The organism is Arsenicicoccus sp. UBA7492, from assembly GCF_002479615.1.
GTDB lineage: Bacteria > Actinomycetota > Actinomycetes > Actinomycetales > Dermatophilaceae > Arsenicicoccus > Arsenicicoccus bolidensis.
The window spans coordinates 1-23,419 of record NZ_DLOE01000010.1 but is presented as its reverse complement, the minus strand read 5'-3'; the positions used below and the strand labels follow the sequence as shown (position 1 = coordinate 23,419).

Annotated in this window: 22 protein-coding genes and 1 pseudogene; 7 read left to right on the top strand and 16 right to left on the bottom strand. The window is 70.7% G+C overall.

Annotated elements, in window-relative coordinates:
* Positions 1-15 precede the first annotated feature (15 nt).
* Together B4E97_RS02900 and otsB are read left to right on the top strand one after the other, a co-directional pair.
* Positions 16-1,626: an alpha,alpha-trehalose-phosphate synthase (UDP-forming) gene (locus B4E97_RS02900; RefSeq protein ID WP_286956924.1), complete on the top strand. Its 1,611-nt coding sequence runs from the start codon at positions 16-18 to the stop codon at positions 1,624-1,626.
* A gap of 2 nt (positions 1,627-1,628) precedes the next feature.
* Positions 1,629-2,411 (top strand): trehalose-phosphatase, encoded by a 783-nt coding sequence (gene otsB / locus B4E97_RS02895; RefSeq protein WP_239261423.1) that lies wholly within the window; start codon positions 1,629-1,631, stop codon positions 2,409-2,411.
* 68 nt (positions 2,412-2,479) lie between these two features.
* Here otsB and B4E97_RS02890 read toward each other — a convergent pair whose 3' ends face one another.
* The 5 genes from B4E97_RS02890 to B4E97_RS02870 all read right to left on the bottom strand — a co-directional run bounded on the left by B4E97_RS02890 (position 2,480) and on the right by B4E97_RS02870 (position 9,405).
* Positions 2,480-3,526 (bottom strand): LacI family DNA-binding transcriptional regulator, encoded by a 1,047-nt coding sequence (locus tag B4E97_RS02890; RefSeq protein WP_286956938.1) that lies wholly within the window; start codon positions 3,524-3,526, stop codon positions 2,480-2,482.
* A 56-nt stretch (positions 3,527-3,582) separates the two neighbouring features.
* Positions 3,583-5,472 (bottom strand): glycoside hydrolase family 13 protein, encoded by a 1,890-nt coding sequence (locus B4E97_RS02885; protein ID WP_286956943.1) that lies wholly within the window; start codon positions 5,470-5,472, stop codon positions 3,583-3,585.
* Complete coding sequence (locus B4E97_RS02880; RefSeq protein WP_286956951.1) at positions 5,469-6,431, bottom strand: sugar ABC transporter permease; 963 nt, start codon at positions 6,429-6,431, stop codon at positions 5,469-5,471. The genes B4E97_RS02885 and B4E97_RS02880 overlap by 4 nt, the downstream gene beginning before the upstream one ends.
* Entirely contained in the window at positions 6,431-7,975 is a 1,545-nt protein-coding gene (locus B4E97_RS02875; protein WP_029211021.1) for an ABC transporter permease subunit, read from the bottom strand. Before B4E97_RS02875 ends, B4E97_RS02880 begins: the two co-directional genes overlap by 1 nt.
* A gap of 95 nt (positions 7,976-8,070) precedes the next feature.
* A complete protein-coding gene (locus B4E97_RS02870; protein ID WP_286956961.1) occupies positions 8,071-9,405 on the bottom strand; it encodes a sugar ABC transporter substrate-binding protein in 1,335 nt (444 codons plus the stop codon).
* A gap of 303 nt (positions 9,406-9,708) precedes the next feature.
* Between B4E97_RS02870 and B4E97_RS02865 the strand changes: the two genes are divergently transcribed.
* Complete coding sequence (locus tag B4E97_RS02865) at positions 9,709-10,782, top strand: ABC transporter ATP-binding protein (RefSeq protein WP_029211023.1); 1,074 nt, start codon at positions 9,709-9,711, stop codon at positions 10,780-10,782.
* A gap of 131 nt (positions 10,783-10,913) precedes the next feature.
* Here B4E97_RS02865 and B4E97_RS02860 read toward each other — a convergent pair whose 3' ends face one another.
* Positions 10,914-11,087: a hypothetical protein gene (locus tag B4E97_RS02860; RefSeq protein WP_240483952.1), complete on the bottom strand. Its 174-nt coding sequence runs from the start codon at positions 11,085-11,087 to the stop codon at positions 10,914-10,916.
* Positions 11,088-11,472: 385 nt separating this feature from the next.
* Positions 11,473-11,616 (bottom strand): transporter substrate-binding domain-containing protein, encoded by a 144-nt coding sequence (locus B4E97_RS19090; RefSeq protein ID WP_376783704.1) that lies wholly within the window; start codon positions 11,614-11,616, stop codon positions 11,473-11,475.
* 156 nt (positions 11,617-11,772) lie between these two features.
* Here B4E97_RS19090 and B4E97_RS02850 point away from each other — a divergent pair, with 156 nt between their 5' ends.
* Together B4E97_RS02850 and B4E97_RS02845 are read left to right on the top strand one after the other, a co-directional pair.
* Positions 11,773-13,020 carry a DUF4032 domain-containing protein gene (locus tag B4E97_RS02850; protein WP_239261410.1) on the top strand — a complete coding sequence of 416 codons (1,248 nt, stop codon included), beginning with the start codon at positions 11,773-11,775 and terminating at the stop codon, positions 13,018-13,020.
* Positions 13,021-13,113: 93 nt separating this feature from the next.
* Positions 13,114-13,821, top strand: coding sequence for an RDD family protein (locus B4E97_RS02845; protein ID WP_239261408.1), 708 nt, complete (start codon positions 13,114-13,116; stop codon positions 13,819-13,821).
* 104 nt (positions 13,822-13,925) lie between these two features.
* Here the strand turns inward: B4E97_RS02845 and rlmB are convergent, their stop codons facing one another.
* From rlmB to B4E97_RS02815, 6 genes are all read right to left on the bottom strand, one after another.
* On the bottom strand, positions 13,926-14,939 hold the full coding sequence (gene rlmB / locus B4E97_RS02840) for a 23S rRNA (guanosine(2251)-2'-O)-methyltransferase RlmB (protein ID WP_286958646.1): 1,014 nt from the start codon (positions 14,937-14,939) through the stop codon (positions 13,926-13,928).
* A 4-nt stretch (positions 14,940-14,943) separates the two neighbouring features.
* A complete protein-coding gene (gene cysS, locus B4E97_RS02835; protein ID WP_050993281.1) occupies positions 14,944-16,410 on the bottom strand; it encodes a cysteine--tRNA ligase in 1,467 nt (488 codons plus the stop codon).
* Positions 16,411-16,537: 127 nt separating this feature from the next.
* Positions 16,538-17,362, bottom strand: coding sequence for an N-acetylmuramoyl-L-alanine amidase (locus B4E97_RS02830; RefSeq protein ID WP_286956980.1), 825 nt, complete (start codon positions 17,360-17,362; stop codon positions 16,538-16,540).
* A gap of 119 nt (positions 17,363-17,481) precedes the next feature.
* Positions 17,482-17,970, bottom strand: coding sequence for a 2-C-methyl-D-erythritol 2,4-cyclodiphosphate synthase (gene ispF, locus B4E97_RS02825; protein WP_286958644.1), 489 nt, complete (start codon positions 17,968-17,970; stop codon positions 17,482-17,484).
* Complete coding sequence (gene ispD / locus B4E97_RS02820; protein ID WP_286958643.1) at positions 17,967-18,725, bottom strand: 2-C-methyl-D-erythritol 4-phosphate cytidylyltransferase; 759 nt, start codon at positions 18,723-18,725, stop codon at positions 17,967-17,969. The genes ispF and ispD overlap by 4 nt, the downstream gene beginning before the upstream one ends.
* Positions 18,726-18,801: 76 nt before the next feature.
* The gene (locus B4E97_RS02815; protein ID WP_019286970.1) at positions 18,802-19,284 is read right to left on the bottom strand and encodes a CarD family transcriptional regulator; all 483 of its coding nucleotides are present in this window, start codon (positions 19,282-19,284) and stop codon (positions 18,802-18,804) included.
* 254 nt (positions 19,285-19,538) lie between these two features.
* Between B4E97_RS02815 and B4E97_RS02810 the strand changes: the two genes are divergently transcribed.
* Positions 19,539-20,198 (top strand): hypothetical protein, encoded by a 660-nt coding sequence (locus B4E97_RS02810; RefSeq protein WP_286958642.1) that lies wholly within the window; start codon positions 19,539-19,541, stop codon positions 20,196-20,198.
* Positions 20,199-20,277: 79 nt separating this feature from the next.
* On the opposite strand, the gene B4E97_RS02805 is transcribed toward B4E97_RS02810, so the two are convergent.
* Positions 20,278-20,958 (bottom strand): response regulator transcription factor, encoded by a 681-nt coding sequence (locus tag B4E97_RS02805; protein WP_029211032.1) that lies wholly within the window; start codon positions 20,956-20,958, stop codon positions 20,278-20,280.
* Between the two features lie 45 nt (positions 20,959-21,003).
* Complete coding sequence (locus tag B4E97_RS02800) at positions 21,004-22,059, bottom strand: sensor histidine kinase (RefSeq protein WP_286958641.1); 1,056 nt, start codon at positions 22,057-22,059, stop codon at positions 21,004-21,006.
* 382 nt (positions 22,060-22,441) lie between these two features.
* On the opposite strand from B4E97_RS02800, the gene phoU reads away from it, so the two are divergent.
* Positions 22,442-23,128: a phosphate signaling complex protein PhoU gene (gene phoU, locus B4E97_RS02795; protein WP_019286966.1), complete on the top strand. Its 687-nt coding sequence runs from the start codon at positions 22,442-22,444 to the stop codon at positions 23,126-23,128.
* 155 nt (positions 23,129-23,283) lie between these two features.
* Here phoU and B4E97_RS02790 read toward each other — a convergent pair.
* Positions 23,284-23,419, bottom strand: a pseudogene (locus B4E97_RS02790) (phosphoglyceromutase); the annotation flags it as partial.

Here is a 23,419-nt window from a genome sequence, read left to right as displayed (position 1 = left end):
GGAGCTGATCGCACCATGGCGGACACCGCCGCACGGTACGACTTCGTGATCGCAGCCAACCGCCTCCCCGTGGACCGCGTCGTCGGCGAGGACGGGCAGGTCGAGTGGCACCGCAGCCCCGGCGGCCTCGTGACGGCCATGGAGTCCGTCATGAGCGGGCGCGACGGTGTCTGGGTGGGGTGGGCCGGCGAGCCCGGCGAGGCGCCGGAGCCCTTTGACGAGGCGGGCATGCGGCTGCATCCCGTGCCCCTGTCCGAGGACGAGATCCAGGGCTACTACGAAGGATTCAGCAACGACACGCTGTGGCCGATCTATCACGACGTGATCGTCCCCGCCCAGTTCCACCGCAAGTGGTGGCATCAGTACCGCGAGGTCAACGAGCGGTTCGCCAAGACCCTCGCCGAGGTCGCCGAGGAGGGCGCGACGGTCTGGGTGCACGACTACCAGCTGCAGCTCGTGCCGGCCTTCCTGCGTCAGCTGCGACCGGACCTGCGGATCGGCTGGTTCGACCACATCCCCTTCCCGCCGGTCGAGCTGTTCGGCCAGCTCCCCTGGCGCCAGGGGATCCTCGAGGGTCTGCTCGGCGCGGACTTCCTCGGCTTCCAGCGCCCCGGGGACGCCGAGAACTTCCTGCGCGCCTGCCGTCGCTACCTCGGTATGACGGTCAAGGGTGACGTCATCCACGTCGGCAAGGCGACCGGCGGGCACGACGTGCGCGCCGCCGCGGTGCCGATCTCGGTGGACTTCTCGAGCATGGACGAGCTGTCCCGCCGCCCCGAGATCAAGAAGCGTGCCAAGGAGATTCGCGAGTCGCTCGGCAACCCGAGCGCGCTCCTGCTCGGCATCGACCGGCTCGACTACACCAAGGGCATCCGGCACCGGCTCAAGGCCTACGAGGAGCTCCTCAAGGACGGCTCGCTCGACGGCGCCGACACGACCTTCATCCAGATCGCGACGCCGAGCCGCGAGCGCATCGACGCCTACATCGACCTGCGGGAGCACGTCGAGGGCGCGGTGGGGCGCATCAACGGCAACTACTCCGCGATCGGCTCCCCCGCCATGGAGTACCTCCACCAGGGCTACGGCCGCGAGGAGCTCGCCGCACTCTTCCTCGCCGCGGACGTGATGGTCGTGACGCCGCTGCGCGACGGCATGAACCTCGTTGCCAAGGAATACATCTCGTGCCGCCACGACAACGGCGGGGCGCTGCTGCTCTCGGAGTTCACGGGCGCCGCGGAGGAGCTGCGCGAGGCCTTCATGGTCAACCCGCACGACGTCATCGGCCTCAAGCGCACGATCATGGACGCCATCAACTCCTCCCCCCAGGAGCGCTCGCGCCGCATGAAGGCCCTGCGTCGCCGGGTCCGCCGCAACGACGTGCAGCACTGGGCCTCTGCCTTCCTCGACGCCCTCGAGGCCGCCCCGCACAAGCCGTCACGGCACGGGCCGCAGACCGAGCAGGCGCAGCGGCGCGAGCAGGAGGAGCGGGCCCAGCGCGAGGAGGACGCCCGTGGCGCCCAGGCCGCGCGCGAGGCGGAGCGTCGGTCCGAGCGGGACGAGCGCGACGAGCGGGACGAGCGCGACGAGCGCGACGGCAACGGCCGTGACGGCAAGGACGGGCGCTGACGATGGACGCACAGCTGCAGTCAGCGATCGACGAGCTCGCCTCTCGCGCAACGATCGTCGTGGCGACGGACTTCGACGGCGTCCTGTCGCCGCTCGTCGAGGACCCCATGGCGGCCCGCCCCCTACCCGGCACGGTGGAGGCGCTGCGCGCCTTGGCTCGTATGCCGAGAACCACGGTGGCCGCCGTCTCCGGACGGGACCTCGAGACCCTCGGCGCCCTGACCGGCCTGGTTGACCTCCCGGACGACGAGCGCGTGGTGCTGGTCGGGAGCCACGGCGCCCAGACCTCGCGCCCCGAGGCCGGCGTCCATGCGCTCAGCGACGCCCAGACCATGGCCCTGCGGGCGCTCGACGCGGCGCTGACGGCGATCGTCGAGGCCCACCCGGGCACCCGCATCGAGCGCAAGCCCGCCGCGGTGGTCCTGCACACGCGCGGCGTCGAGCAGTCGGTGGCCGACTCGGCCACCGCCGACACCGTGGCCATGGCGTCCCAGCACTCCAAGGCCCACGTCATGCCCGGCAAGTGCGTGGTCGAGCTCTCGGTCGTGGACAGCGACAAGGGCTCTGCCCTGGTCGATCTCGCGGCGTGGTGCGGAGCGGACGCGGTCTACTACGCCGGCGACGACGTGACCGACGAGCGGGCCTTCGCCCGGCTCGGCGACGCCGACCTGACCCTCAAGGTCGGCGAGGGCGACACCGTGGCCCGGCACCGCGTGGCGTCACCGCAGGAGGCCGCCGAGGTCCTGGAGGCGTTGGTCGAGGCGCGGGCCCGTCATACGGCCTGAGCCCCTCCCCCAAGCTCCCCAAGGCCCCAGATCGTGAGGGTTTCCTCCAAGAATCGTGGAGGAGACACTCACGATCCTGCAGGAGCGGGACCTGCAGGGGGGCGGCGCGCGGCCGGGGCCGTCGAGGCGCGGACGACCAGCTCCGGCTGGAAGAGGTACTCGGTGCGCGGCACGGGGTTGCCGGCGATCTCGTCGAGCAGCGAGCGCACCGCGGCCTCCCCCATCGTCACGACCGCCTGGTGCACGGTGGTGAGCGGAGGGTTGGTGAAGGCCATCAGCGCCGAGTCGTCGTAGCCGATCACGGAGACGTCCTCGGGGACCCGCAGCCCGCGGGCCCGCGCCGCGCGGATCGCCCCGAGCGCCATCAGGTCCGACCCGCACACGATCGCCGTGCACCCCTTGCCGATCAGTCGGGTCGCGGCAGACGCACCGCCCTCGACGCTGAACAACGTGGCCTCGATGAGGGAGTCGACGTCGGTGCGGCCCAGCTGCCTCGCCATCACCGCGCGGTAGCCCTCGATCTTGCGGATCACCGGGACGTAGCGCTCGGGACCGACGGCGAGACCGATCTCGGTGTGCCCCAGCTGGATCAGGTGGGTGAGCGAGAGCTCCATGGACGCCACGTCGTCGTTGGACAGGAACGGCGCGTCGATCCCCGGGTAGTAGCCGTTGACGAGCACCAGCGGCAGCCCGGCGTCGCGCAGCCGCTGGTAGCGGTCCGGGCTGGTCGTCGTGTCGGCGTGCTGCCCACTGGCCACGATCATCCCGGCGACGCCGCGGTCGAGCAGCATCTCGGTGTAGTCGTCCTCGTGCATGCCGCCGGGCGTCTGGGTGCACAGCACCGGGGTGTAGCCGTGCACCGCGAGCGCCGTCTCGATGATCTGCGCGAGGACGGGAAAGATCGGGTTGTCGAGCTCGGGGACGATGAGGCCCACGAGGCCGGCCGTCTTGCGCCGCAGCTGCAGCGGCCGCTCGTAGCCCAGCACGTCCAGCGCCGTCAGCACCGACTGACGCGTCGACTCCGCGACGTAGGGCTTGTTGTTGAGGACACGGCTGACCGTCGCCTCGCTCACCTTGGCGTGAGCGGCGATGTCCACCAGGCGTGGTGGTCGCATGTGGTCTCCCTCGAGGACGGTCAGTCGGGTGGGTGCCGGCGTCGTGACGGCCCGCGTCACCAGGGCGTCTCCGGAGCTCCGGGCCAGACCCACACCGACACCCCCGGCCCGTCCGCCGCGAGGGTGATCGTGCCACCCTCGCGACCCAGGCGGGTGCCGTATGCCGCGACCGCCGCCTCGACGCCGGGGAGGTGACGCGTCGAGAGCCGGATGGGGGCGTGGGCGCCCCTGGACACGTGCACCAGGGCCGTCTGGTCGGGGTGCTCCCGCAGGAAGGTCAGCGAGTCGCCGTCGGCGTGGACCCACCGCAGACCACCTCGGCGCAGCGCCACGTGGTCGACCCGCAGGCGCACCAGTGCCTGATAGGCCTCGAAGATGTCTGTGTCCCAGCAGGACTCGTCCCACGGCATGGGTCGGCGTCCGTCCTCGCCCGAGTCACCCTCCATGCCCACCTCGTCCCCGTAGGTGATCATCGGGATGCCCGGCATCGTCAGCAGCAGCCCGGCCGCGGCGACCACCTGCCGGGCGTCCTCGCCGACGAGGGTGCGGACACGAGTGGTGTCGTGGCTCCCGAGCAGGGTGAAGGAGTGGGCGCGCACGGTCCAGGGGGACTGCGCCATGAAGTCGTCCACCGTCTCGCGGACGGCCTCGCCCCCGAGCCGGGGCACCCTGAGCGGAGATCCGAGGAACTTGGGGGCGAATCCCTTGTCCCGCAACCAGGTCCACACGGGCCGCGTGAATCCCGCGTAGTTCATCGCACCGTGCCACCCGTCCCCACGGATGTCGGTGCTGAAGTCGTGGACGTGCTCACCGACCAGGAGCGACCCCGGCGCGGCCTCGTCCACGGCCCTGCGCATCTCGCGGGCCACGGCGTGGTTGTGGTCCTGGGCGCCGTGACGTCCGGTCATGTTGGCGACGTCGACGCGCCACCCGTCCAGGGCGTAGGGCTGCGCCAGCCAGCGCCGCACGACGCCGTCGGGGTCGACGAGCACGCGACGCCACAGCTCGTCGCTGTCGTAGTTGAGCTTGGGCAGCGACGGGACGCCCAGCCAGGAGACGTAGCCGCCGTCGTCGCCCCACAGGTAGAACCAGCGCTCCGGCGAGTCGGGCTGCGCCACAGCGGTCTCGAACCACTCGTGCCGAGCGCCGGTGTGATTGGTCGTGAAGTCCCCGAGGACGCGCAGGCCGCGCCGGTGGGCCTCGAGGGTGAGCCGGGCCAGCGCGTCGTCGCCGCCCAGCAGCGGGTCCACGTGCTGGAAGGTGTCGGCGTCGTACCGGTGGTTGGACCGTCCGGGGAAGAAGGGGGTCAGGTAGAGCACGTCCACGCCGAGGCGCTCGAGGTGGTCGAGATGCTCGCGTATGCCGTCCAGGTCGCCACCGTAGAGCTGGTCGCCGATGATGCGACGGTCCCGCGTGACCGGCTCCTCCCAGCGGGCGGGGACGGCCCACTCGGGCGTGGGGCGCGCGTCCGCCCCGGCGGACCGAGCGAAGCGGTCGGGAAAGACCTGGTAGACGACGGCGTCGAGCGCCCACTCGGGCGGCGGGGCGTCGGTCGCGACCAGGCGGAAGTCCGCGGCGTCCGGGACGTCGCGGTCGTGCAGACCCGTGCCGTTGAGCCACTGGTAGCCGGCGGGTCCGCCGGAGAGCAGGAAGCGGTAGCCCGTCACGGGGTTGTGGACGACCACCTCGGCCTGCCACCACGTCTCGTGCTCGTCCTCGTGGACCACGACAGCGTCGACGTAGCGGCTCTCACCGTCGGGGGTGGTGCGGACGTGCACCGTCGTGACGCGGTCCGAGGCGTCCTCGGGCGCTGGCACCCGCAGCCGGATCTGGACCGTCTGGCCGAGCGCCGGGGCCTGGGTGGACACGTACAGCGGTGAGCCGTCGTGGTGGGGCTGGTCGAGCAGCCCCACCACGACGGTGTCCTCGGTGAGGGCCCGGGTCACTTCACCGAGCCCTGGGTGAGGCCGCCGACGAGCTGCTTCTGGAACAGCGCGTACAGAGCCATCACGGGAAGGGAGCACAGCAGCGAGCCGGCGGCGAAGAAGCCGAACTTCTCGTTGGCGTCACGTCCCTTGGACAGGGCGCGGAGCCCGACGGCCAGGGTCTGGTTGTCGACGTCCGTCAGGAAGACGCTGGCGAGCATGAACTCGCCGAACAGTCCGACGAAGGTGATCATGAACACCGTCACGAGGATCGGCATGGCCAGGCGCAGGATCATCGTGAAGAAGACCCGCGCGTGGCTGGCGCCGTCCACGATCGCCGCCTCGTCCATCTCCTTGGGCACCGTGTCGAAGTAGCCCTTGAGCAGCCACACGTTGCCCATGGCCCCACCGAGGTAGGCCAGGATGAGGCCCCACGAGGTGTTGAGCCCGAACTCCGGCATGACGTCGGAGATCTTGGCGAAGGTGATGTACATCGCCACGAGCCCGAGCGTCGCGGGAAAGAGCTGCAGCAGGAGCAGGCCGAGCATGCCCTCACGACGCCCGCGGAAGCGCATGCGCGAGAAGGCGTACGACGCGCACGCCGAGATGAAGGTGCACAGGAGCGCGCCGACACCGCAGATCAGCACCGAGTTCTTGAACCAGCTCCAGTAAGGACGGCTCGGGTCCGCGCCGAGGGACTTGAAGTTCTCCAACGAGAAGTGTCGCGGGATCAGGTCCGACGAGGCCAGCTGGCCCGACGGGTTGAGGGCCGCGGAGACGAGGAACAGGATCGGGAACAGCGCCCAGACGAGGGCGATGATGCCGAGCACGTGTCGCCACCACTGGGACCCGCCCTCGGCCCCGCCTGCCCGCGGCTTGGTGAGCTGCTGCTTCTCCTCCGGGGGGAGGGTGGCCGCCACCGGGCCGCGGACGTCTCCCACGCCGGCCGTGCTGTTCGTTCCGGGGTTCAGCTGGCTCATCACTGCACCTCTTCCAGGGACTTGGTGGCGCGGAACCCGGGCAGGGCCTGGATCGCCACGAGCGCGAAGATCACGACGGCCACGGCGGATGCGAGACCGTAGTTGGGGGCCGCGCCCGAGAAGGCCAGGCGGTAGGCGTACGTCACGAGCAGGTCGGTGCTGCCCATGCCCGCGCTGCCCCCCTCGAAGGGACCGCCCTCGGTGAGCAGGTAGATGAGGGTGAAGTTGTTGAAGTTGAAGCCGTAGGACGCGATCAGCAGCGGTCCCACGGCCACCATCAGCAGCGGCATGGTGATCCGCGTGAGGGTCTGGAAGGAGCCTGCCCCGTCGATCTTGGCGGCCTCCTTGACGTCGCTCGGGATCGACTGCAGCGCACCGGTGCACAGCAGGAACATGTACGGGAAGCCCAGCCACAGGTTGGTGATCAGGATGGCGACCTTGGCCCAGAACCCGTCCCCGATCCAGTCGATGTTGAGGCCGGTCAGGGTGTTGATGAGCCCGTAGTCCTGGTTGAACATGCCTCGCCACAGGAGCGCGGTCACGAACACGGGGATGGCGTACGGGAGGATCAGCAGGGTGCGGTAGACCGCCTTGCCCTTGAGGTTGGGCGAGTTGAACAGCAGGGCGATCAGCATCCCGAGGACGAAGGTGGAGATGACCGTGCCGCCCGCGAAGATGATGTTCCAGACGAACATCTTGAGGAACCCGGAGCGCATAGTGGAGTCGCTGAAGATCGTCGCGTAGTTCTTGGTACCGACGTTCTCCTGCCAGCCCTGGGAGAAGGACTGGCCGGAGCCGTCGGTCGCGACGTACTTGCTGTCCTGGGGCTTGTAGGTCAGCTTGCTCTTGGTGTCCGTCAGCGTGTCCGAGGCGGCGTCGTAGGTGATGGTCGCCCGGCCCTCGTACGCCGCCGAGAGACCCTGCATCTTGATGCCGCTGCCGTCCTTGCTGGGGACGGCGAACTGGCCGAGGTCCTTGGACCGCGCGTTGGCCTGCCGGCCCGTGAGGACCGTGTAGCCCTTGGCCTTCGTGATCTTGCCCAGCGCCGACTTCTCGACGTCGCTGTCGGCGAGGTCCGTCAGACCGTTCACGTCGCCGACGACGCTCTTGCCCTGCGGGTCCGTCAGCAGGAGGGACAGGGCGCCCGTCGTGGGGTCCGTGCCCTCCTTGACCGCCACGCTGGCCTTGTAGCGGGTCGAGCCAGGCACGACCTGGACGGAGTTGGCGACGATCTGCTTGACCGCCTCGTCCTTGGTGCCGAGGTGACCGTCACCGTAGTTGGTGAAGGACACCATGATCGTGAAGATGATGGGCCACACCTGCAGCGCCAGCAGGCAGAGCATTCCGGGGAGCAGGTACTTCATGGGCACGGCACGGCGGGTCGCGTAGACCGCGAGGATGCACAGGCCGACGAAGGCCACCGTGCTCACGCCGAGCCACATGCCCTGGGCCGACATGCGCGTCGCGATCCAGAAGACGAGCGCCATCGCCAGCGCGATGCCACCCCACTTCAGGACCAGCGCGGGGGCCGAGGTCCGAGACATAGGAGGGTCCTAACCAGTACGTCGTCGTAAAGGGGGTGGTGCAGGCATGCCGGCCCGCAGGGCGCGAGCCGGCATACCTGTCATGCGGGGCTCGGTCAGCCCTTGGCGATGTTGGTGGTGATCTCCTTGGCAGCGGCGTCCAGGCGAGCCTTGGGCTGGGCCTTGCCGGAGATGATGTCGGCGGTGGCGAGGCCGAAAGGCTCCCACACGGCGTTCATGGCCGGGATGTTGGGCATCGGAGCGCCGTCCTTGCCCGCCTCGAACCACGCCTTGATGTCCGGGTTGGACGCCGCGACCTCGTCGTAGGCCTCCTTGAGGGCCGGCGGGCGCTGCCCGGCCTCGAAGAGCGCCAGCTGGAGGTCCTTGCGCGGCACGTAGTTGGTGACGAACTCCTGCGCCATCTGCGCGTTCTTGGCCTTGGCCGAGACGTAGAACATCTGGACCCCGCTGAACGGCTTCATCGCGCTGCCGCCCTCGAGGGACGGGAGGTTCGAGATGGCGTACTTGACGCCGGCCTTCTTGGCGGGGGGGACCGACCAGGGGCCGGTGATCATGAACGGCACCTTGCCGGTGCCGAACAGCTGGTCCATGTTGGTGTCGTCGACGTTGGTCGACAGGACCTTCTGCTGGCCGAGCTTGGCGAGGACCTCGCCGCCCTTGACCGAGCCGGCGCTGTTGACCAGGACCTGCTTGGGGTCGTAGTCGCCGTTGGCGCCCTTGGCGAAGATGCCACCACCCTCGAAGGCCGAGAGGTAGGGGTAGGAGTAGTAGGCGTTGCCCTTCTTGCCCACGAACTGGATGAGCGGCTGCGTCGCCTTGCCGGCCTTGACCAGCTCCTGGCCCTTGGCGACGAGCTCGTCCATGGTCTTGGGGGCGTCGGGGGCGAGCGCGGTGTTGCGCAGCAGGCCGATGTTCTCGATGGCGTAGGGGACGCCGTAGATCTGGTTGTTGAACTTGGTGCCGGCCATGGCCTGCGGCAGGAACTTGTCCTGGGTGGCCTGGTCGAGCTGGATCGGGCTCACGGTGCCGTTCTGCACGAGCTCACCGGCCCAGTCGTGGGCGCCCACGACGATGTCCGGGCCCTTGCCCACCTTGGTGGCGTCCTTGAACTGCTGGCGGGTGTCGGTGGCGATCTGGACGGCGACCTTCACGCCGTTCTCCTCGCCGAAGGCCTGCGCGTACTTGGTGACGGCGGGGGCGCGGTCGGCGTCGGACCAGATCACGAGGTCGGCGTTGGCGTCGCGCGCCGCGTCCTTGGTGCTCATCGTGGTCGGTGCGGCGGCCGTGGCACCAGCGCTGGACGAGGCGGAGGCCGAACCGGCAGGCGTGGTGCTGGACGAGGTCGTGGTGGCGCCACCGCCGCCACAGGCGGTCATGAGCAGAGCTGAGGCACCGACGACGGCGACGGGCCCGAATGCACGCTTGTGCATGTCATCTCCCTTGATGTTGGTCTCACGCGAGGTGCGCGTTGGCAAGATCTTGCAGCATCGCCCGGTGGTTTGCAAGAAGTTGCAGGGAACCCGGGTCTAGAACGGTCCTAAACCGTTGCAGCCCCCTAGATCAGGGTCAGAGCAGGTCGACAGAGCTGCAACCTGTTGCATACTGGCCCGAGCGACAACGACGTCCGCCACCTCATCGGCAACGCCGGATCGCCTCCTGGAGCCCGCCGGGTTCCAGGACCCCCTTTACAACGGATCGTCCGGCACGTTCCTGCCGGTGAAGGAAGGCAGACCATGGCAACGGTCAAGTTCGACAACGCAACCCGTCTCTACCCGGGCAACGACAAGCCCAGCGTGGACCGGCTCAACATCGACATCGAGGACGGCGAGTTCCTCGTCCTCGTCGGTCCCTCCGGATGCGGCAAGTCCACGTCGCTGCGCATGCTCGCCGGCCTCGAGGAGGTCAACGGCGGCAAGATCTGGATCGGCGACCGCGACGTCACCAACCTTTCCCCCAAGGACCGCGACGTGGCGATGGTCTTCCAGAACTACGCGCTCTACCCCCACATGAGCGTCGCCGACAACATGGGCTTCGCGCTCAAGATCGCCGGCGTCGACAAGGGTGAGATCCGCAAGCGCGTCGAGGAGGCCGCCAAGATCCTCGACCTCGAGCAGTACCTCGAGCGCAAGCCCAAGGCCCTGTCCGGTGGCCAGCGTCAGCGCGTGGCCATGGGCCGCGCCATCGTCCGCAACCCGCAGGTCTTCCTCATGGACGAGCCGCTGTCCAACCTGGACGCCAAGCTGCGCGTCCAGACCCGCACGCAGATCGCCTCGCTGCAGCGTCGCCTCGGCGTCACCACCGTCTACGTCACCCACGACCAGGTCGAGGCCATGACGATGGGCGACCGCGTCGCGGTCCTCAAGGACGGCATCCTGCAGCAGTGCGACTCCCCGCGCCGCATGTACGACCACCCGGACAACGTCTTCGTCGCCGGCTTCATCGGCTCCCCCGCCATGAACATCATGGAGGTCCCGGTCGCCGACGGTGGGGTCCGCCTCGGGCAGCACACCACCCCGGTCCCCCGCGACGCGCTCAACGACGCCGGCCGCAAGGTGATCATGGGCGTCCGTCCCGAGGACCTCGAGCTGTCCAACGAGGGCCTGCCCGTGACCGTCGACGTCGTCGAGGAGCTCGGCGCGGATGCCTACGTCTACGGCTCCACCGACGACGCCCACGGCTCGGGCCAGATCATCGCCCGCGTCGACGGCCGCCGCCCCCCGATGAAGGGCGAGCAGGTCTTCTTCGCGCCCAAGGCGGACCACATCCACCTGTTCGACAGCGAGTCGGGCCTGCGCCTCAACGACTGACCCACCTCAGGTAGTCACATCCACCCGAGCTAGCACGCCAGGCGGATGTGACCGACCCAGGCGGATCCCCAGCGCGAGCGGCGGTCACCCCACAGCGGGGCGGCCGCCGCTCGCGGCAGTCGACCCTACGGTCAGGGCGCCGGGGTGAGGGGCTTGTCCTTGAACCACGGCTGGGCGGCCTTTGTGTAGGTCCCGTCCCGCTTGGCGATCGCGAGCCAGCCGTCCACGACCTCCTCCCAGACGACGTCGCCCTGCGGCAGGAGATAGCCCTTCTGGGAGAAGTCGAAGGGCTTGTCGGGGTGCACCGCGCACAGCCGCGCACAGCTGCGGGTGCGTCGACGCCACCCACACCGTCTCGGAGGCGTCCGTGGTCATGACGTCGGCCCGGCCCGCGATGATCTCGTCGAAGATCGTGTTGTTGTCCTTCCACCGGATGATCCTCCCCTGCGGGTAGTGCTTGACCGCGAACTTCTCGTTGGTGCCGCCGATGGGTGTGATCGACCGGACGCCGGGCCTGTTGATCTCCGCCACGGTGTCGTAGTTGGCGACCTTGCTGCACAACGTGATCGGCGTCTTGCCCTCGGTCAGCAACGGCTCGGTGAAGAAGGCCTGCTGCAGCCGGTCGGTGCTGATCGAGATGCCACCCATCCCGGTGTCGCACCGAGCCGTGAAGTCCGGCATGAGCGTCTTTCACGTCGTCGGGACCCACTCGACCTTGACGCCGAGCCGTGCGGCCAGGTCCTGCGCCATGGTCACGTCGATGCCGCTGTAGGCACCCGTCCGTGGGTCCTTGTAGGTGAAGGGGCGGTAGGCCCCGGTGGTGCAGACGCGCACGCTGCCTCACGGATGCGAATCACGGTGGCCCTCCTCGGCATACGGCGGTGTGTGCCGTTGAACCTAGACCCCCCCGGTCGCGCCGCGGCGAGGCTCGTCTCGCCCGCCAAGATGTGGCAACCGCCGCCGGACCGGGTGTTCTGCCACGATGGGGGGATGGCGCTCGAGATCACCGCGGTCCGCCCTGACCCCGCCCTGCTGGACCTGCCCTGGTCCACCCCTCTGGAGGACTGGCCCGAGGAGAGGCTGGCTGCGCTCCCCCGCGGCATCTCCCGGCACATCGTGCGATTCGTGCGCGTCCCCGAGGGTGTGGTCGCGATCAAGGAGATCAAGGACGAGATCGCCTTCCGCGAGTACCACATGCTCCGCGCGCTCAACCGGCTGATGATCCCGTGCGTGCGCCCCTACGGCGTGGTCAGCGGACGGGTGGGCGCCGACGGCGAGCCCCTCGACTCCTGCCTGATCACCCACCACCTGCAGTACTCCCTGCCGTTCCGGGCGCTGTTCAGCCAGACCCTGCGCCCCGACACCGCGACCCGCCTCATCGACGCCCTCGCCGTGCTGCTCGTGCGACTGCACCTGCAGGGCTTCTGGTGGGGCGACGTGTCGCTGTCCAACACGCTCTTCCGGCGCGACGCGGGGGCCTTCGCGGCGTACGTCGTCGACGCGGAGACGGGCGAGCTGCGCGACCGGCTGTCCGACGGCCAGCGCGACCACGACCTCGACATCGCCCGGGTCAACATCGCCGGCGAGCTGATGGACCTCGAGGCCGGCGGGCTGCTGCCCGAGGGCAACGACCCCGTCGAGATCTCCAACCAGATCATGGCCCGCTACACCCAGCTGTGGCACGAGCTGACGGGCGTCGAGTCCTACAACGTCGGCGAGCGGTGGCGCGTCGACGAGCGGATCCGACAGCTCAACCAGCTCGGCTTCGACGTGGACGAGCTGGCCATGTCCACCGACATCGACGGGACCACGCTGCGCATCCAGCCCAAGGTCGTCGACGCCGGTCACCACAGCCGCCGCCTCCTGCGCCTGACGGGTCTCGACGTCGAGGAGAACCAGGCCCGCCGCCTGCTCAACGACCTCGACGCCTATCGCGCGGCGCTGGACGTGCAGGGCGAGGACGAGGCCATCACCGCCACGCGCTGGCTCAACGAGATCTTCCTGCCGATCACCCGCGCCATCCCCGCCGACCTGCGCGGCAAGCTCGAGCCCGCCGAGCTCTTCCACGAGCTGCTCGAGCACCGGTGGTACCTCTCCGAGCGCAACGGCCACGACGTGCCGATCGGGCAGGCGATGGCCGACTACATCCTGACGATCCTGCCGACCAAGCCGGTCGAGGAGACCGTCGTCGGCGTCGACACGGTGGAGATGCCGGTCGTCGCGCACCTGGACGACTGACTCGTCACAGATCGTGATCACCTGGGGGCATTCACGCACGAGGGGCGCCCTGCCGGTCCTATGCTTCGCGTGAAGCCATCACGAGGAGTGATCATGACCGACAACAGCAACAACCCGTATGCCGGACCGCCCGCCGGCTCGACGCCGTCAGGCTCGTCGCCGTACGGCGCCACCACGCCCGAGCCTTCGGCCTACGGCCAGGCAGGGGCGTACGGGCAGGCCCCCGCCGATGGGGAGTCCCACTCCTACGGGCAGGCCCCGGCATACGGGCAGGTCCCGGCATACGGCCAGGGCTCGGGTCCGACGGCGACGGCGGCGCTGGCGCCCTGGGGCAAGCGTGTGCTCGCCTCGGTGCTCGACGGACTGCTGACGCTGCCCGGCGCCCTCCTCATGACGATCGGCGCCGGCGTGATGGCCAGCGGGTCGGGCACCTCGACCGTCGACCCCACGACCGGTGAGATCCTGACGACCGGCGGCGACCAGGGCATGATCACGACCGGCCTGGTGCTGGTGGGCGTCGGCTGGCTGCTGGCGCTGGTCATCCAGATCTACAACCGCTGGGTGCGCGGCGGGCGCGGCCAGTCCTGGGGCAAGAAGGTCGCCGGGACCTGGCTGGTCTCCGAGCGCACCGGCCAGCCGATCGGCACGGGCATGGCCTTCGTGCGAGACCTGGCGCACTACCTCGACAGCCTGCCGCTCTACCTCGGCTACCTGTGGCCGCTGTGGGACGAGCGACGCCAGACCTTCGCCGACAAGATGTGCGGGACCGGCGTCACGACCGTCCCGCCGCGCCAGTCGTAGCGGCCGCGCACCACGGCGCAGCACGTCGCACCACACAGATCAGCCGGCCTTCGTCACACCCGCCTGGGGGACGAAGGCCGGCTGCTGTGACGGCCGGGGGTAGGTCAGCGGGTGGCGGCGCGCTGGCGAGCGATCTCGTAGAGCGTGACGCCGCAGGCGATCCCGGCATTGAGCGACTCGTTGCCGGACGCCATCGGGATCGACACGATCTGGTCGCAGGTCTCGCCCACGAGACGTGACAGGCCCTTGCCCTCGGAGCCCACGACCACGACGAGCGGCTGGTCGGCGAGGTCCAGCTGCGGCAGCTCGACGTCCCCATCCATGTCGAGCCCGATCACGAAGTAGCCCTGCTTGCGGTAGTCCTGCAGGGTGCGCGTGAGGTTGGTGGCCTGCGCGACGGGGACGCGGGAGGCGGCGCCGGCGGAGGTCTTCCACGCGGAGGCGGTCATGCCGACGCTGCGACGCTCGGGGACGACCACCCCGTGGCCACCGAAGGCCCCGACCGAGCGGATGATGGCGCCCAGGTTGCGGGGGTCGGTGATGCCGTCGAGCGCCACGACGAGCGGGATCTCCGGCGTCTGCGGGTCGACGAGCTCGGAGGGGTGGCGGTAGTCGTAGGGCGGGATCTGCAGCGCGAGCCCCTGGTGCACCGCTCCGTCGGTGAGCCGGTCCAGCTCGCCGCGGGGCGTCTCGAGGATGGGGATGTTGCGCTCGGTCGCGATCTTGAGGGCCTCGCGGACGCGGTCGTCGGAGTCGATGCGGCTCGCGACGTAGACCGTGCTCGCCGGGATGTCCGCGCGCAGGGCCTCGAGGACCGAGTTGCGGCCCGCGACGGTCTCGGTGCTGGTGCGGTTGCGGCGACCGCCGTGACCACCGGCACCGCCGCGACCGCCGCCGGCCCCACCGGTGCCCGGGCGACCACCCGCGGCACCCGCGGCGCCGGCCTTGGCGGCACGCTGCGCCTGCTTGTAGGCCTTGTGGTTGGGACGCTCCTCGGCCTTGGGCGTGGGGCCCTTGCCCTCGAGCGAGCGGCGGCGCTGGCCGCCGCTGCCGACGGAGGCGCCCTTGCGGGAGGCGCCCTTGCGCATCGCGCCGCGGCGCTGGGAGTTGCCTGGCATGGGATCAGTCCTTGGTGTCGGTGTTGCCGGTGGGGCCGGTGGTGCCCGCGGCGGCGGGGCGGGCCAGGGTCCAGCGCGCCCCGGACGGCGAGTCCTCGACGAGGATCCCGGCGGCCGTCAGGTCGTCACGGATGGCGTCGGCCGTGGCGAAGTCCCGCTCCTTGCGGGCCGCCGCACGGCGGTCGAGCTGCGCCTGGACGAGGACGTCGAGGGCGGAGCGCGCCACGTCGCCCTCGCCACCGCTCGCGTCCCAGTGCGGGTCGAGGGGGTTGACGCCGAGCACGTCCGTCATGGCCATGACCTGCGCCGCGAGACGTCGGGCCAGCTCACGGTCGCCGTCGTCGAGCGCGGTGTTGCCCGCCCTGACGGTGTCGTGGACGACGGCCAGGGCCCCGGAGACCCCGAGGTCGTCGTCCATCGCCGCGCGGAACTCGGCGGGGAACGGCTCGGCGGGCGCGTCCGGCATACCGTGCTCGACCGCACGACGCAGGAAACCCTCGATCCGCTCGACCGCCGCCTCGGCCTCGGCCAGGGAGCCCTCGTGGAACTCGATGGTGGAGCGGTAGTGCGCGGCCCCGAGGTAGTAGCGCAGCGCGAGCGGCCTGGTCTGGCGGGCGATCTCGGTGACGATCAGAGAGTTGCCGAGCGACTTGCTCATCTTTTCGCCCTGGACGGTCACCCAGGCGTTGTGCATCCAGTAGCGCGCGAACCCGAGCCCGGCCGCGTGCGACTGGGCCTGCTCGTTCTCGTGGTGCGGGAAGCGCAGGTCGACGCCGCCGCCGTGGATGTCGAACTCGTCGCCGAGGTACTTGCGAGCCATCGCGGAGCACTCGAGGTGCCAGCCGGGGCGGCCCGTGCCGTAGGGCGTCGGCCAGCTGGCCGTGGCGGGCTCGCCGGCCTTCCACCCCTTCCACAGGGCGAAGTCGCGCGGGTCGCGCTTGCCGCGCGGGTCGGCGTCCTCGGCAGCCTCCATGTCGTCGATCGACTGGCGGGTCAGCGCGCCGTAGGCCGGGAAGGACCGCACGTCGAAGTAGACGTCACCGCTGCCGTCGGGCGCCGCGTAGGCGTGGCCCTTGTCGACGAGGGTGTCCATCAGCGTGACCATCTCGGGGACGTGCCCGGTCGCGCGCGGCTCGTAGGTCGCGGGCAGCACGCCGAGCAGGTCCAGGGCCTCGGAGGTCTGGCGCTCGTGGTCATAGGACCAGGCCCACCACTCGGCGCCGTTCTCGGCGGACTTGCGCAGGATCTTGTCGTCGATGTCGGTGACGTTGCGCACCAGGGTCACGTCGTAGCCGTGGCCGGCGGTCAGCCAGCGCCGCAGGATGTCGAACGCGACGGCGAAGCGCACGTGACCGATGTGGGGGGCGCCCTGGGTGGTGAGGCCACAGATGTAGATGCCGACCTTGCCCTCGTGCAGTGGCTGGAACTCGCGCAGCTCGCGCGTGGCGGTGTCGTAGATGTGGAGACTCACCCGCCCCATGCTACCGGCGGCAGGCGTGGGGCCTCGCCTCCAGCGGACCTGCCCGAGGTAGTCACGTCCGCCCGGGTTGGCAGCCAACGGGCACCCCAGCGGATGTGACCAGGGCGGGTCGATTCCGTCAACGCCCCAGATATCGCCGTATGCCGGCGGCCAGCGCCACGGCCTCGCGCTGCCGGAAGGCCGCTGACCCCAGCAGGCGGGCGTCCCGCGGGTGGCGCAGGTTGCCCGCCTCGAGCATCACGGCGGGGACGGTCGACAGGTTGAGGCCCCCGATGTCGGTGCGCCGGCTGAGTGCGGTCCCCCGCCCGACATAGGTCGAGCGCGGCATCCCGGTCCCGGCCGCGAACGCGTCCCGCACCGCCACGGCCAGCCGCTCGGACCGCTGCTGCACGGCCGGCCCGCCCGCCATGCGCGGCGAGTGGATGACGTGGAAGCCCCTGGCCCGCGGCGAGAGGTTGCCGTCGTCATGGATGGACACGACCAGCGTCGCCCGCGCCTGATTGCCGATGGCGGCCCGCCGGTCGATGCACGGCCCGAAGCCCCGATCGTCGGCCCGGGTCAGCACCACGCGCGCGCCCTGGGCCCGCAGCACCGTCGCGAGCCGGGTGGCCGTGTCCCACACCTGCGCGTGCTCGGGGTAGCCGGCCGCGGTCTGGGTGCCGACGGTGTTGCAGGTCTTCCACAGGCCGTTGCCGGCGTAGACCTTGCGGGCGAGCGCCTTGGGGTTGCGGCCGTTGCCCCCGTTGTGACCAGGGTCGACGACGATCGTGGTGCCCGCGAGCGGCGATCGGTTGCCGGCTGGCCGGACCGCGGACGGTGGGTCGGCTGACGGGAGGGCCGACGCCCCTGGGGCGAGGGCGGACGCGGCCGCGACGGCGGCGGTGATCGTGGCGGCGACCCACGCGTGCCGCGGGCCTGCGTGGTGGCGGGCGGGGTTCGTCATACGGCCAGTGTCCTCGCCGCAGGCGACTCTCCCAACCCCGGCGGCCCGGGCTGCCAGCGGGCGCGAGATCAGCCCGGGTTGGCCACATCCGCCTGCCGTGCGAAGCCGGGCCGATGTGCCTACCTGAGGTAGACGAGGGCGGTCGCGATGCCCAGCACGCCCTCCTCGCGGCCGGGGAACCCCAGCCCGTCGGTGGTCGCGCCGCTGATCGACACCGGAGCGCCGACCACCTCGCTCAACAGCGCCTCGGCCTCGGCCCGCCGCCGGCCGACCTTGGGGCGGGTGCCGACGACCTGGACCGCGACGTTGCCGATCTCGAACCCCGCCTCCCGCACGATTCGGCAGGCCTCGGTGAGCAGCGTGACCCCGCTCGCCCCCGACCACTCGGGTCGTCCGGTCCCGAAGTGCTGCCCGAGGTCACCGAGCCCCGCCGCCGAGAAGAGCGCGTTGCACGCCGCGTGGGCGACGACGTCGGCGTCCGAGTGCCCCTCGAGCCCGACCTCCCCCTCCCAGAGCAGCCCGGCCAGCCACAGCTCGCGCCCCGACCCGGCCGCCGCGAACGCATGGATGTCGGTGCCGATGCCCACGCGGGGGACGACGGGGTTCATACGACGGTCTCCGGTTCGAGGTCGGGGGTGGTGGACAGCGAGGCCGTATGCCGGTGCGCACGGTCCAGGTCCGCGGGCGTGGTCACCTTGAACGACAAGGGGTCTCCCTCGACGACGAGGACGTGATGGCCGAGCGCCTCGAGCAGGGCGGCGTCGTCGGTGGCGGAGATCCCGCTGGCGTGGGCCGCCTCGAGCTCGTCCCGCACGAAGCCCTGGGGCGTCTGCACGGCGCGCAGCTGCTCGCGCGGCGGGGTGGAGCGCACGACCCCGCGCTCGTCGACGACCTTGACCGTGTCGACGACGGGCAGCCCGGGCACCACGGCGACCCAGCCGTCACGCACCGCGTCGACCACCCGCTCGTAGACGTCCAGCGGGGTGAAGCAGCGGGCGGCGTCGTGGACGAGCACGACCTGCGGCTCGGCGAGGTCCCCCTGCGCGTCGGCGTCGTCGAGCTCGTCGCCGAGGCCGTCGTCGAGGGCGGCGAGACCGGCCGCCACCGAGGCCGTGCGGTCCGCGCCCCCGGCGACCACGTGCACGGCACTGCTCGTGCGGATGCCGTCGATCAGCTCGATGACCGCCTCGAGGTGGGTCGCCGGCGCGACGACGACGACCTGCACGAGGCCGGACACCTCCAGCGCGGTGCGGAGGCTGTGCTCCAGCAGGGTGCGCCCGCCGATCTCGACCAGGGCCTTGGGCAGGTCGGCCCCGAGTCGGCTGCCCGACCCGGCGGCCACGATGATGACGGCGACGCTCACGAGGTCACTGTAGACGCGGCGAGGCCCCCACCGCGGGCAGCGGTGGGGGCCTCCGGACGTTGCGGGGTGGAGCGCCTCAGGAAGCGAGGACCTCGTCGAGGATCGACTCGGCCTTCTCCTCGTCGGTCTTCTCCGCGAGCGCGAGCTCGGACACCAGGATCTGACGAGCCTTGGCCAGCATGCGCTTCTCGCCGGCGGACAGGCCGCGGTCCTTGTCGCGGCGCCACAGGTCACGCACGACCTCGGCGACCTTGTTGACGTCACCCGAGGCGAGCTTCTCCAGGTTGGCCTTGTAGCGGCGGGACCAGTTGGTCGGCTCCTCCGCGCACGTGGCCCGCAGGACCTCGAACACGTGGTCCAGGCCCTCCTGGCCGACCACGTCGCGCACGCCGACGAGGTCGCAGTTCTCGGCGGGGACCTCGATGGTCAGGTCACCCTGGGACACCTTCAGCTTCAGGTAGATCTTGTCGACACCCTTGATGGTCCGGGTGTTGATCTCCTCGATGAGCGCCGCCCCGTGATGCGGGTAGACGACCGTTTCTCCGACCTTGAACGCCATGTAGTCAAGCCCCTTTCGCGACCGCCATCGTATCACGCAAATCAGCCCGGATAAAGCCCGAGGACGGGCATTTGTGCAGGTCAGGGCCCACGAACCACAACGTGGGATCGTTCAACAGGGTCTTGACGAATGGTCAACGACGCGCTACGCGCGCGTCGCCGGTCTTGGACGTCGCTGCGGTGGGCGCGTGGCCCGGGCCGGGTGTGGCGCGCGTGGGCCGAGCCGGGTGAGGCGCGAGGCGATATGGTGTCGCCGTGACCCGTGACGACTCCCACCGCCCCGCGACCCCGATGGCTCGTGCCGCCCGGGTCCGCCGCGCCACCCTGACCCTCGGCACCGCGGCCCTGGCCACGGTCGGCCTCACCGCGTGCAACACGATGTCCCCGCAGCAGACGGACGTCAGCTATGCCCCGGCCGACGGCGTCGAGCTCGACCTCGGCCCGGTCAAGGTCCGCGACCTGCTCGTCGTCAGCGCGGGCGAGGGCAAGGGCGGTGCCCTGAACGGCCTCGTCGTCAACCAGGGCAACCAGCCCGCTCAGGTGTCCTTCTCCCTCGGGGAGTCCGGCTCCCCCGTGACCACGACCGTGGAGCCCGGCCAGGCGGTCTCCCTGGCGTCCGAGAAGGTCTCGGTCCCCAGCGTCCCGGTCAAGCCCGGCGCCATGGTCAACCTCCAGGTGGGCACCGCCACCAACGGCATGCAGAACCCCCTCGTCCCCGTGCTCCCGCCGACCGGGTACTACGCCACCGTGACGCCGACCGCGCCGAGCGGATCCGGCAGCGCCACGGCGACGCCCACCGGCACCGCGACCGGCAGCGCCACGACCACCCCGAGCACCAGCGAGAGCGCCACCGCGCCGACGCCGAGCACGCCCGCCGCGACCCCGTCCGAGACCGCGACCACGTCTGCGGGCTGACGGACCGGCATACGGCCGGACCAGCACCCGCGGAACCCGACCCGCGCCCCGGAGGCTCCCGGGCGCGGGTCGGTGGGGATCAGACCTCGAACTTGTAGCCCAGCCCACGCACCGTCACGATGTGCACCGGGGCGCCGGGGTCCGGCTCGATCTTGGCGCGGAGCCGCTTGACGTGGACGTCCAGCGTCTTGGTGTCCCCCACGTAGTCGCTGCCCCAGACGCGGTCGATGAGCTGCATGCGGGTGAGGACCCGGCCGGCGTTGCGCAGCAGCATCTCGAGCAGCTCGAACTCCTTGAGCGGCAGGGCGGTCGGACCCCCGTTGACCGACACCGTGTGCCGCTCGACGTCCATGCGGACCGGCCCGACCTCGAGGGTTGCCGGCACGAGGTCGTCCGGCTCGCTCATCCGCCGCAGCACCGCCTTGATCCGGGCGAGGAGCTCGCGGCTGGAGTAGGGCTTGGTGATGTAGTCGTCGGCGCCGATCTCGAGGCCCACGACCTTGTCGATCTCGCTGTCCTTGGCGGTGAGCATGATGATCGGGACCGACGACCGCTGGCGGATCGAACGGCAGACGTCGACGCCGGACAGGCCTGGCAGCATCAGGTCGAGGAGCACCAGGTCGGTGCTCGACCGCTCGAACTCCGCCAGCGCCTCGGGGCCGGTCGCGGCGATCGCCACGTCGTAGCCCTCCTTGCGCAGCAGGTAGGACAGCGGGTCGGAGATGGACTCCTCGTCCTCGACCACCAGGATGCGGGTCATGCTCACTACCTTTCCTCGTCCGGAGACCTCCGGTCGTGCTCGATGCTAGGGGCGCGGCTGCTGCTCGCCCAGGTCGGTCAGCGCGGCGGCGGGGAAGGACAGGGTGAACGTCGACCCCTGCCCCGTCTGGCTCCACAGCCGCACCTCGCCGCCATGGTTGGCGACGACGTGCTTGACGATGGACAGGCCGAGGCCCGTGCCGCCGGTCGATCGTGACCGCGCGGGGTCCACGCGGTAGAAGCGCTCGAAGACGCGGTCCTGCTCGTCCGGGGGGATGCCCGCCCCTAGGTCGCTGACCACCACCTCGACCACGTCGCCCTGGCGCTCCACGATGACCCGCACGGGTGCACCGTCGTCGGAGTAGGCCACGGCGTTGTCGACGAGGTTGCGGATCGCGGTCGTCAGCAGCTCGCGGTCGCCGTAGACGATGGCCCGGTCCCCCGTGGTCACGCTGATCTCGATGCCCTTGCCCTCGGCCACGAGGCGGCACCGGTCCGCGGCGTCCGCGGCCGCCCCCGCCACGTCCACGGGCGCCGGCTCGGTCAGGGTGTCGGCCACCTGCAGGCGGGACAGGTCGACGATCTCCTTGACGAGGCGGGTCAGCCGCTCCGACTCGACCTTCATCCGGCCGGCGAAGCGGTGCACCGCCTCCGGGTCGTCCGCGGCACCTTGCACGGCCTCGGCCAGCAGCACGAGGCCGCCCACCGGTGTCTTGAGCTCGTGCGAGACGTTGGCGACGAAGTCGCGGCGGACCTCGTCGACCCGGTTGGCGCGCGTGCGGTCGTCGACGAGCAGCAGGACGTGCCCGCTCGAGAGCCGTGCGGCGCGGACGTGGGCGACCATCCGGCCCCGGCCCAGCGGGCCCCGCGGGAGGTCCAGCTCGGTCTCATGGATGTCCCCGGAGCGCCGCACCTCACGAGCGAGCGCGACCAGCTCACGATGGACCAGCTCGCCCTCGCGGACCAGCCCGTGCTGCACCGCGGCCTGCGTCGACCGGACCACCGCGTCGGAGGCGTCGAGGACGATGCCGATCGAGCGCAGGACCGCGAGGACGTCCTCGACCCCCGGCTGCAGCTCGGCGGTGTCCGGGCTCGTGCTCACGGGAGCCTGTCCCTCTCGGTGACGACGGCGGAAACGGTCCGACCAACCTGTGGTCATGGCGGACCCCGTCAGGGCACCGACCAGCGCGACAGCGCCGAACGTCACCACGGGATCCACGCGACGAGGATACGCAGCAGCGGAACCGGCCGACGCACGCCTCGCAGGTCAGCATGGCCGTGACGACCCCCGACACGCACGCCGGCGCGGTGATCACACGGTGTGATCGCCAAGTGTTCATCCGTGGTCCTCAGCTCGTTAACGCAGCCCTGGGACGCTCGCCGAGGCGCGATCCTGGGACACCCGTGCGCGCCTGCACCTACGATCTAGTTGGGCAGCCGACCGCGACTGCGCCGACGCCCCTGCACCGCAGTGAGAGGAATCCATGCGCGACGCGTTCCACGAGGAGCTCGACCAGATCTCGGACAAGCTCGTCGAGATGTCCCGCCTCACCGGCTCGGCGATGGGCCGGGCGACCATCGCCCTCCTCGACGCCGACCTCGAGCTCGCCGAGTCCGTCATCGAGGCGGACCAGGCCATCGACCAGATGCGTCGTGAGCTGGACGACACCGCGGTCGACCTGCTCGCCCGCCAGCAGCCCGTCGCCACCGACCTGCGCATGGTCGTGACGGCGATGCGCATGAGCGCCGACCTCGAGCGCATGGGCGACCTCGCCCGGCACATCGCCAAGGTCGCCCGGCTCCGCTACCCCGAGTCGGCGATCCCGGCCACCCTGCGCGGAACCATCACCGAGATGGGCCACGCCGCAGACAAGATCGTGGCGCAGGCCGGCTCGATCATCGCCGGCAAGGACGTCGCGGCCGCCGTCGCCCTCGAGACGCAGGACGACGAGATGGACGCCCTGCACCGCCAGGTGTTCGAGCACCTCCTCGGCGGGCACTGGGACGCCGGCATCCAGGCCGCCGTCGACGTGACCCTCGTCGGGCGCTACTACGAGCGCTTCGCCGACCACGCGGTGTCGGTCTCCCGCCGCGTCGTCTACCTCGTCACCGGCGAGTGGGCGCAGGACGGCGTCGAGCTCCCGGGCATCGACGCCGGCGACGACGACTGATTGCCGCCTGTACGGCGAGAAGGCCCGACCCCGCGTGGGGTCGGGCCTTCTCGGCATACGGCCTGAGCAGATCAGCCTGGGTTGGTCACACCGGCCGGGGTTGGTCACACCCGCCTGGCGTGCCAACCCGGGCGGGTGTGACTACCTGAGGTAGGTCACTTGCCCTGGTTGGCGACGGCCTCCGCGGCGGCCTTGGCGGCCTCGGGGTCGAGGTACTCGCCGCCGGGGACGGTGGGCTTGAGCGACTCGTCGAGGCGGTAGACCAGCGGCATGCCGGTCGGGATGTTGAGG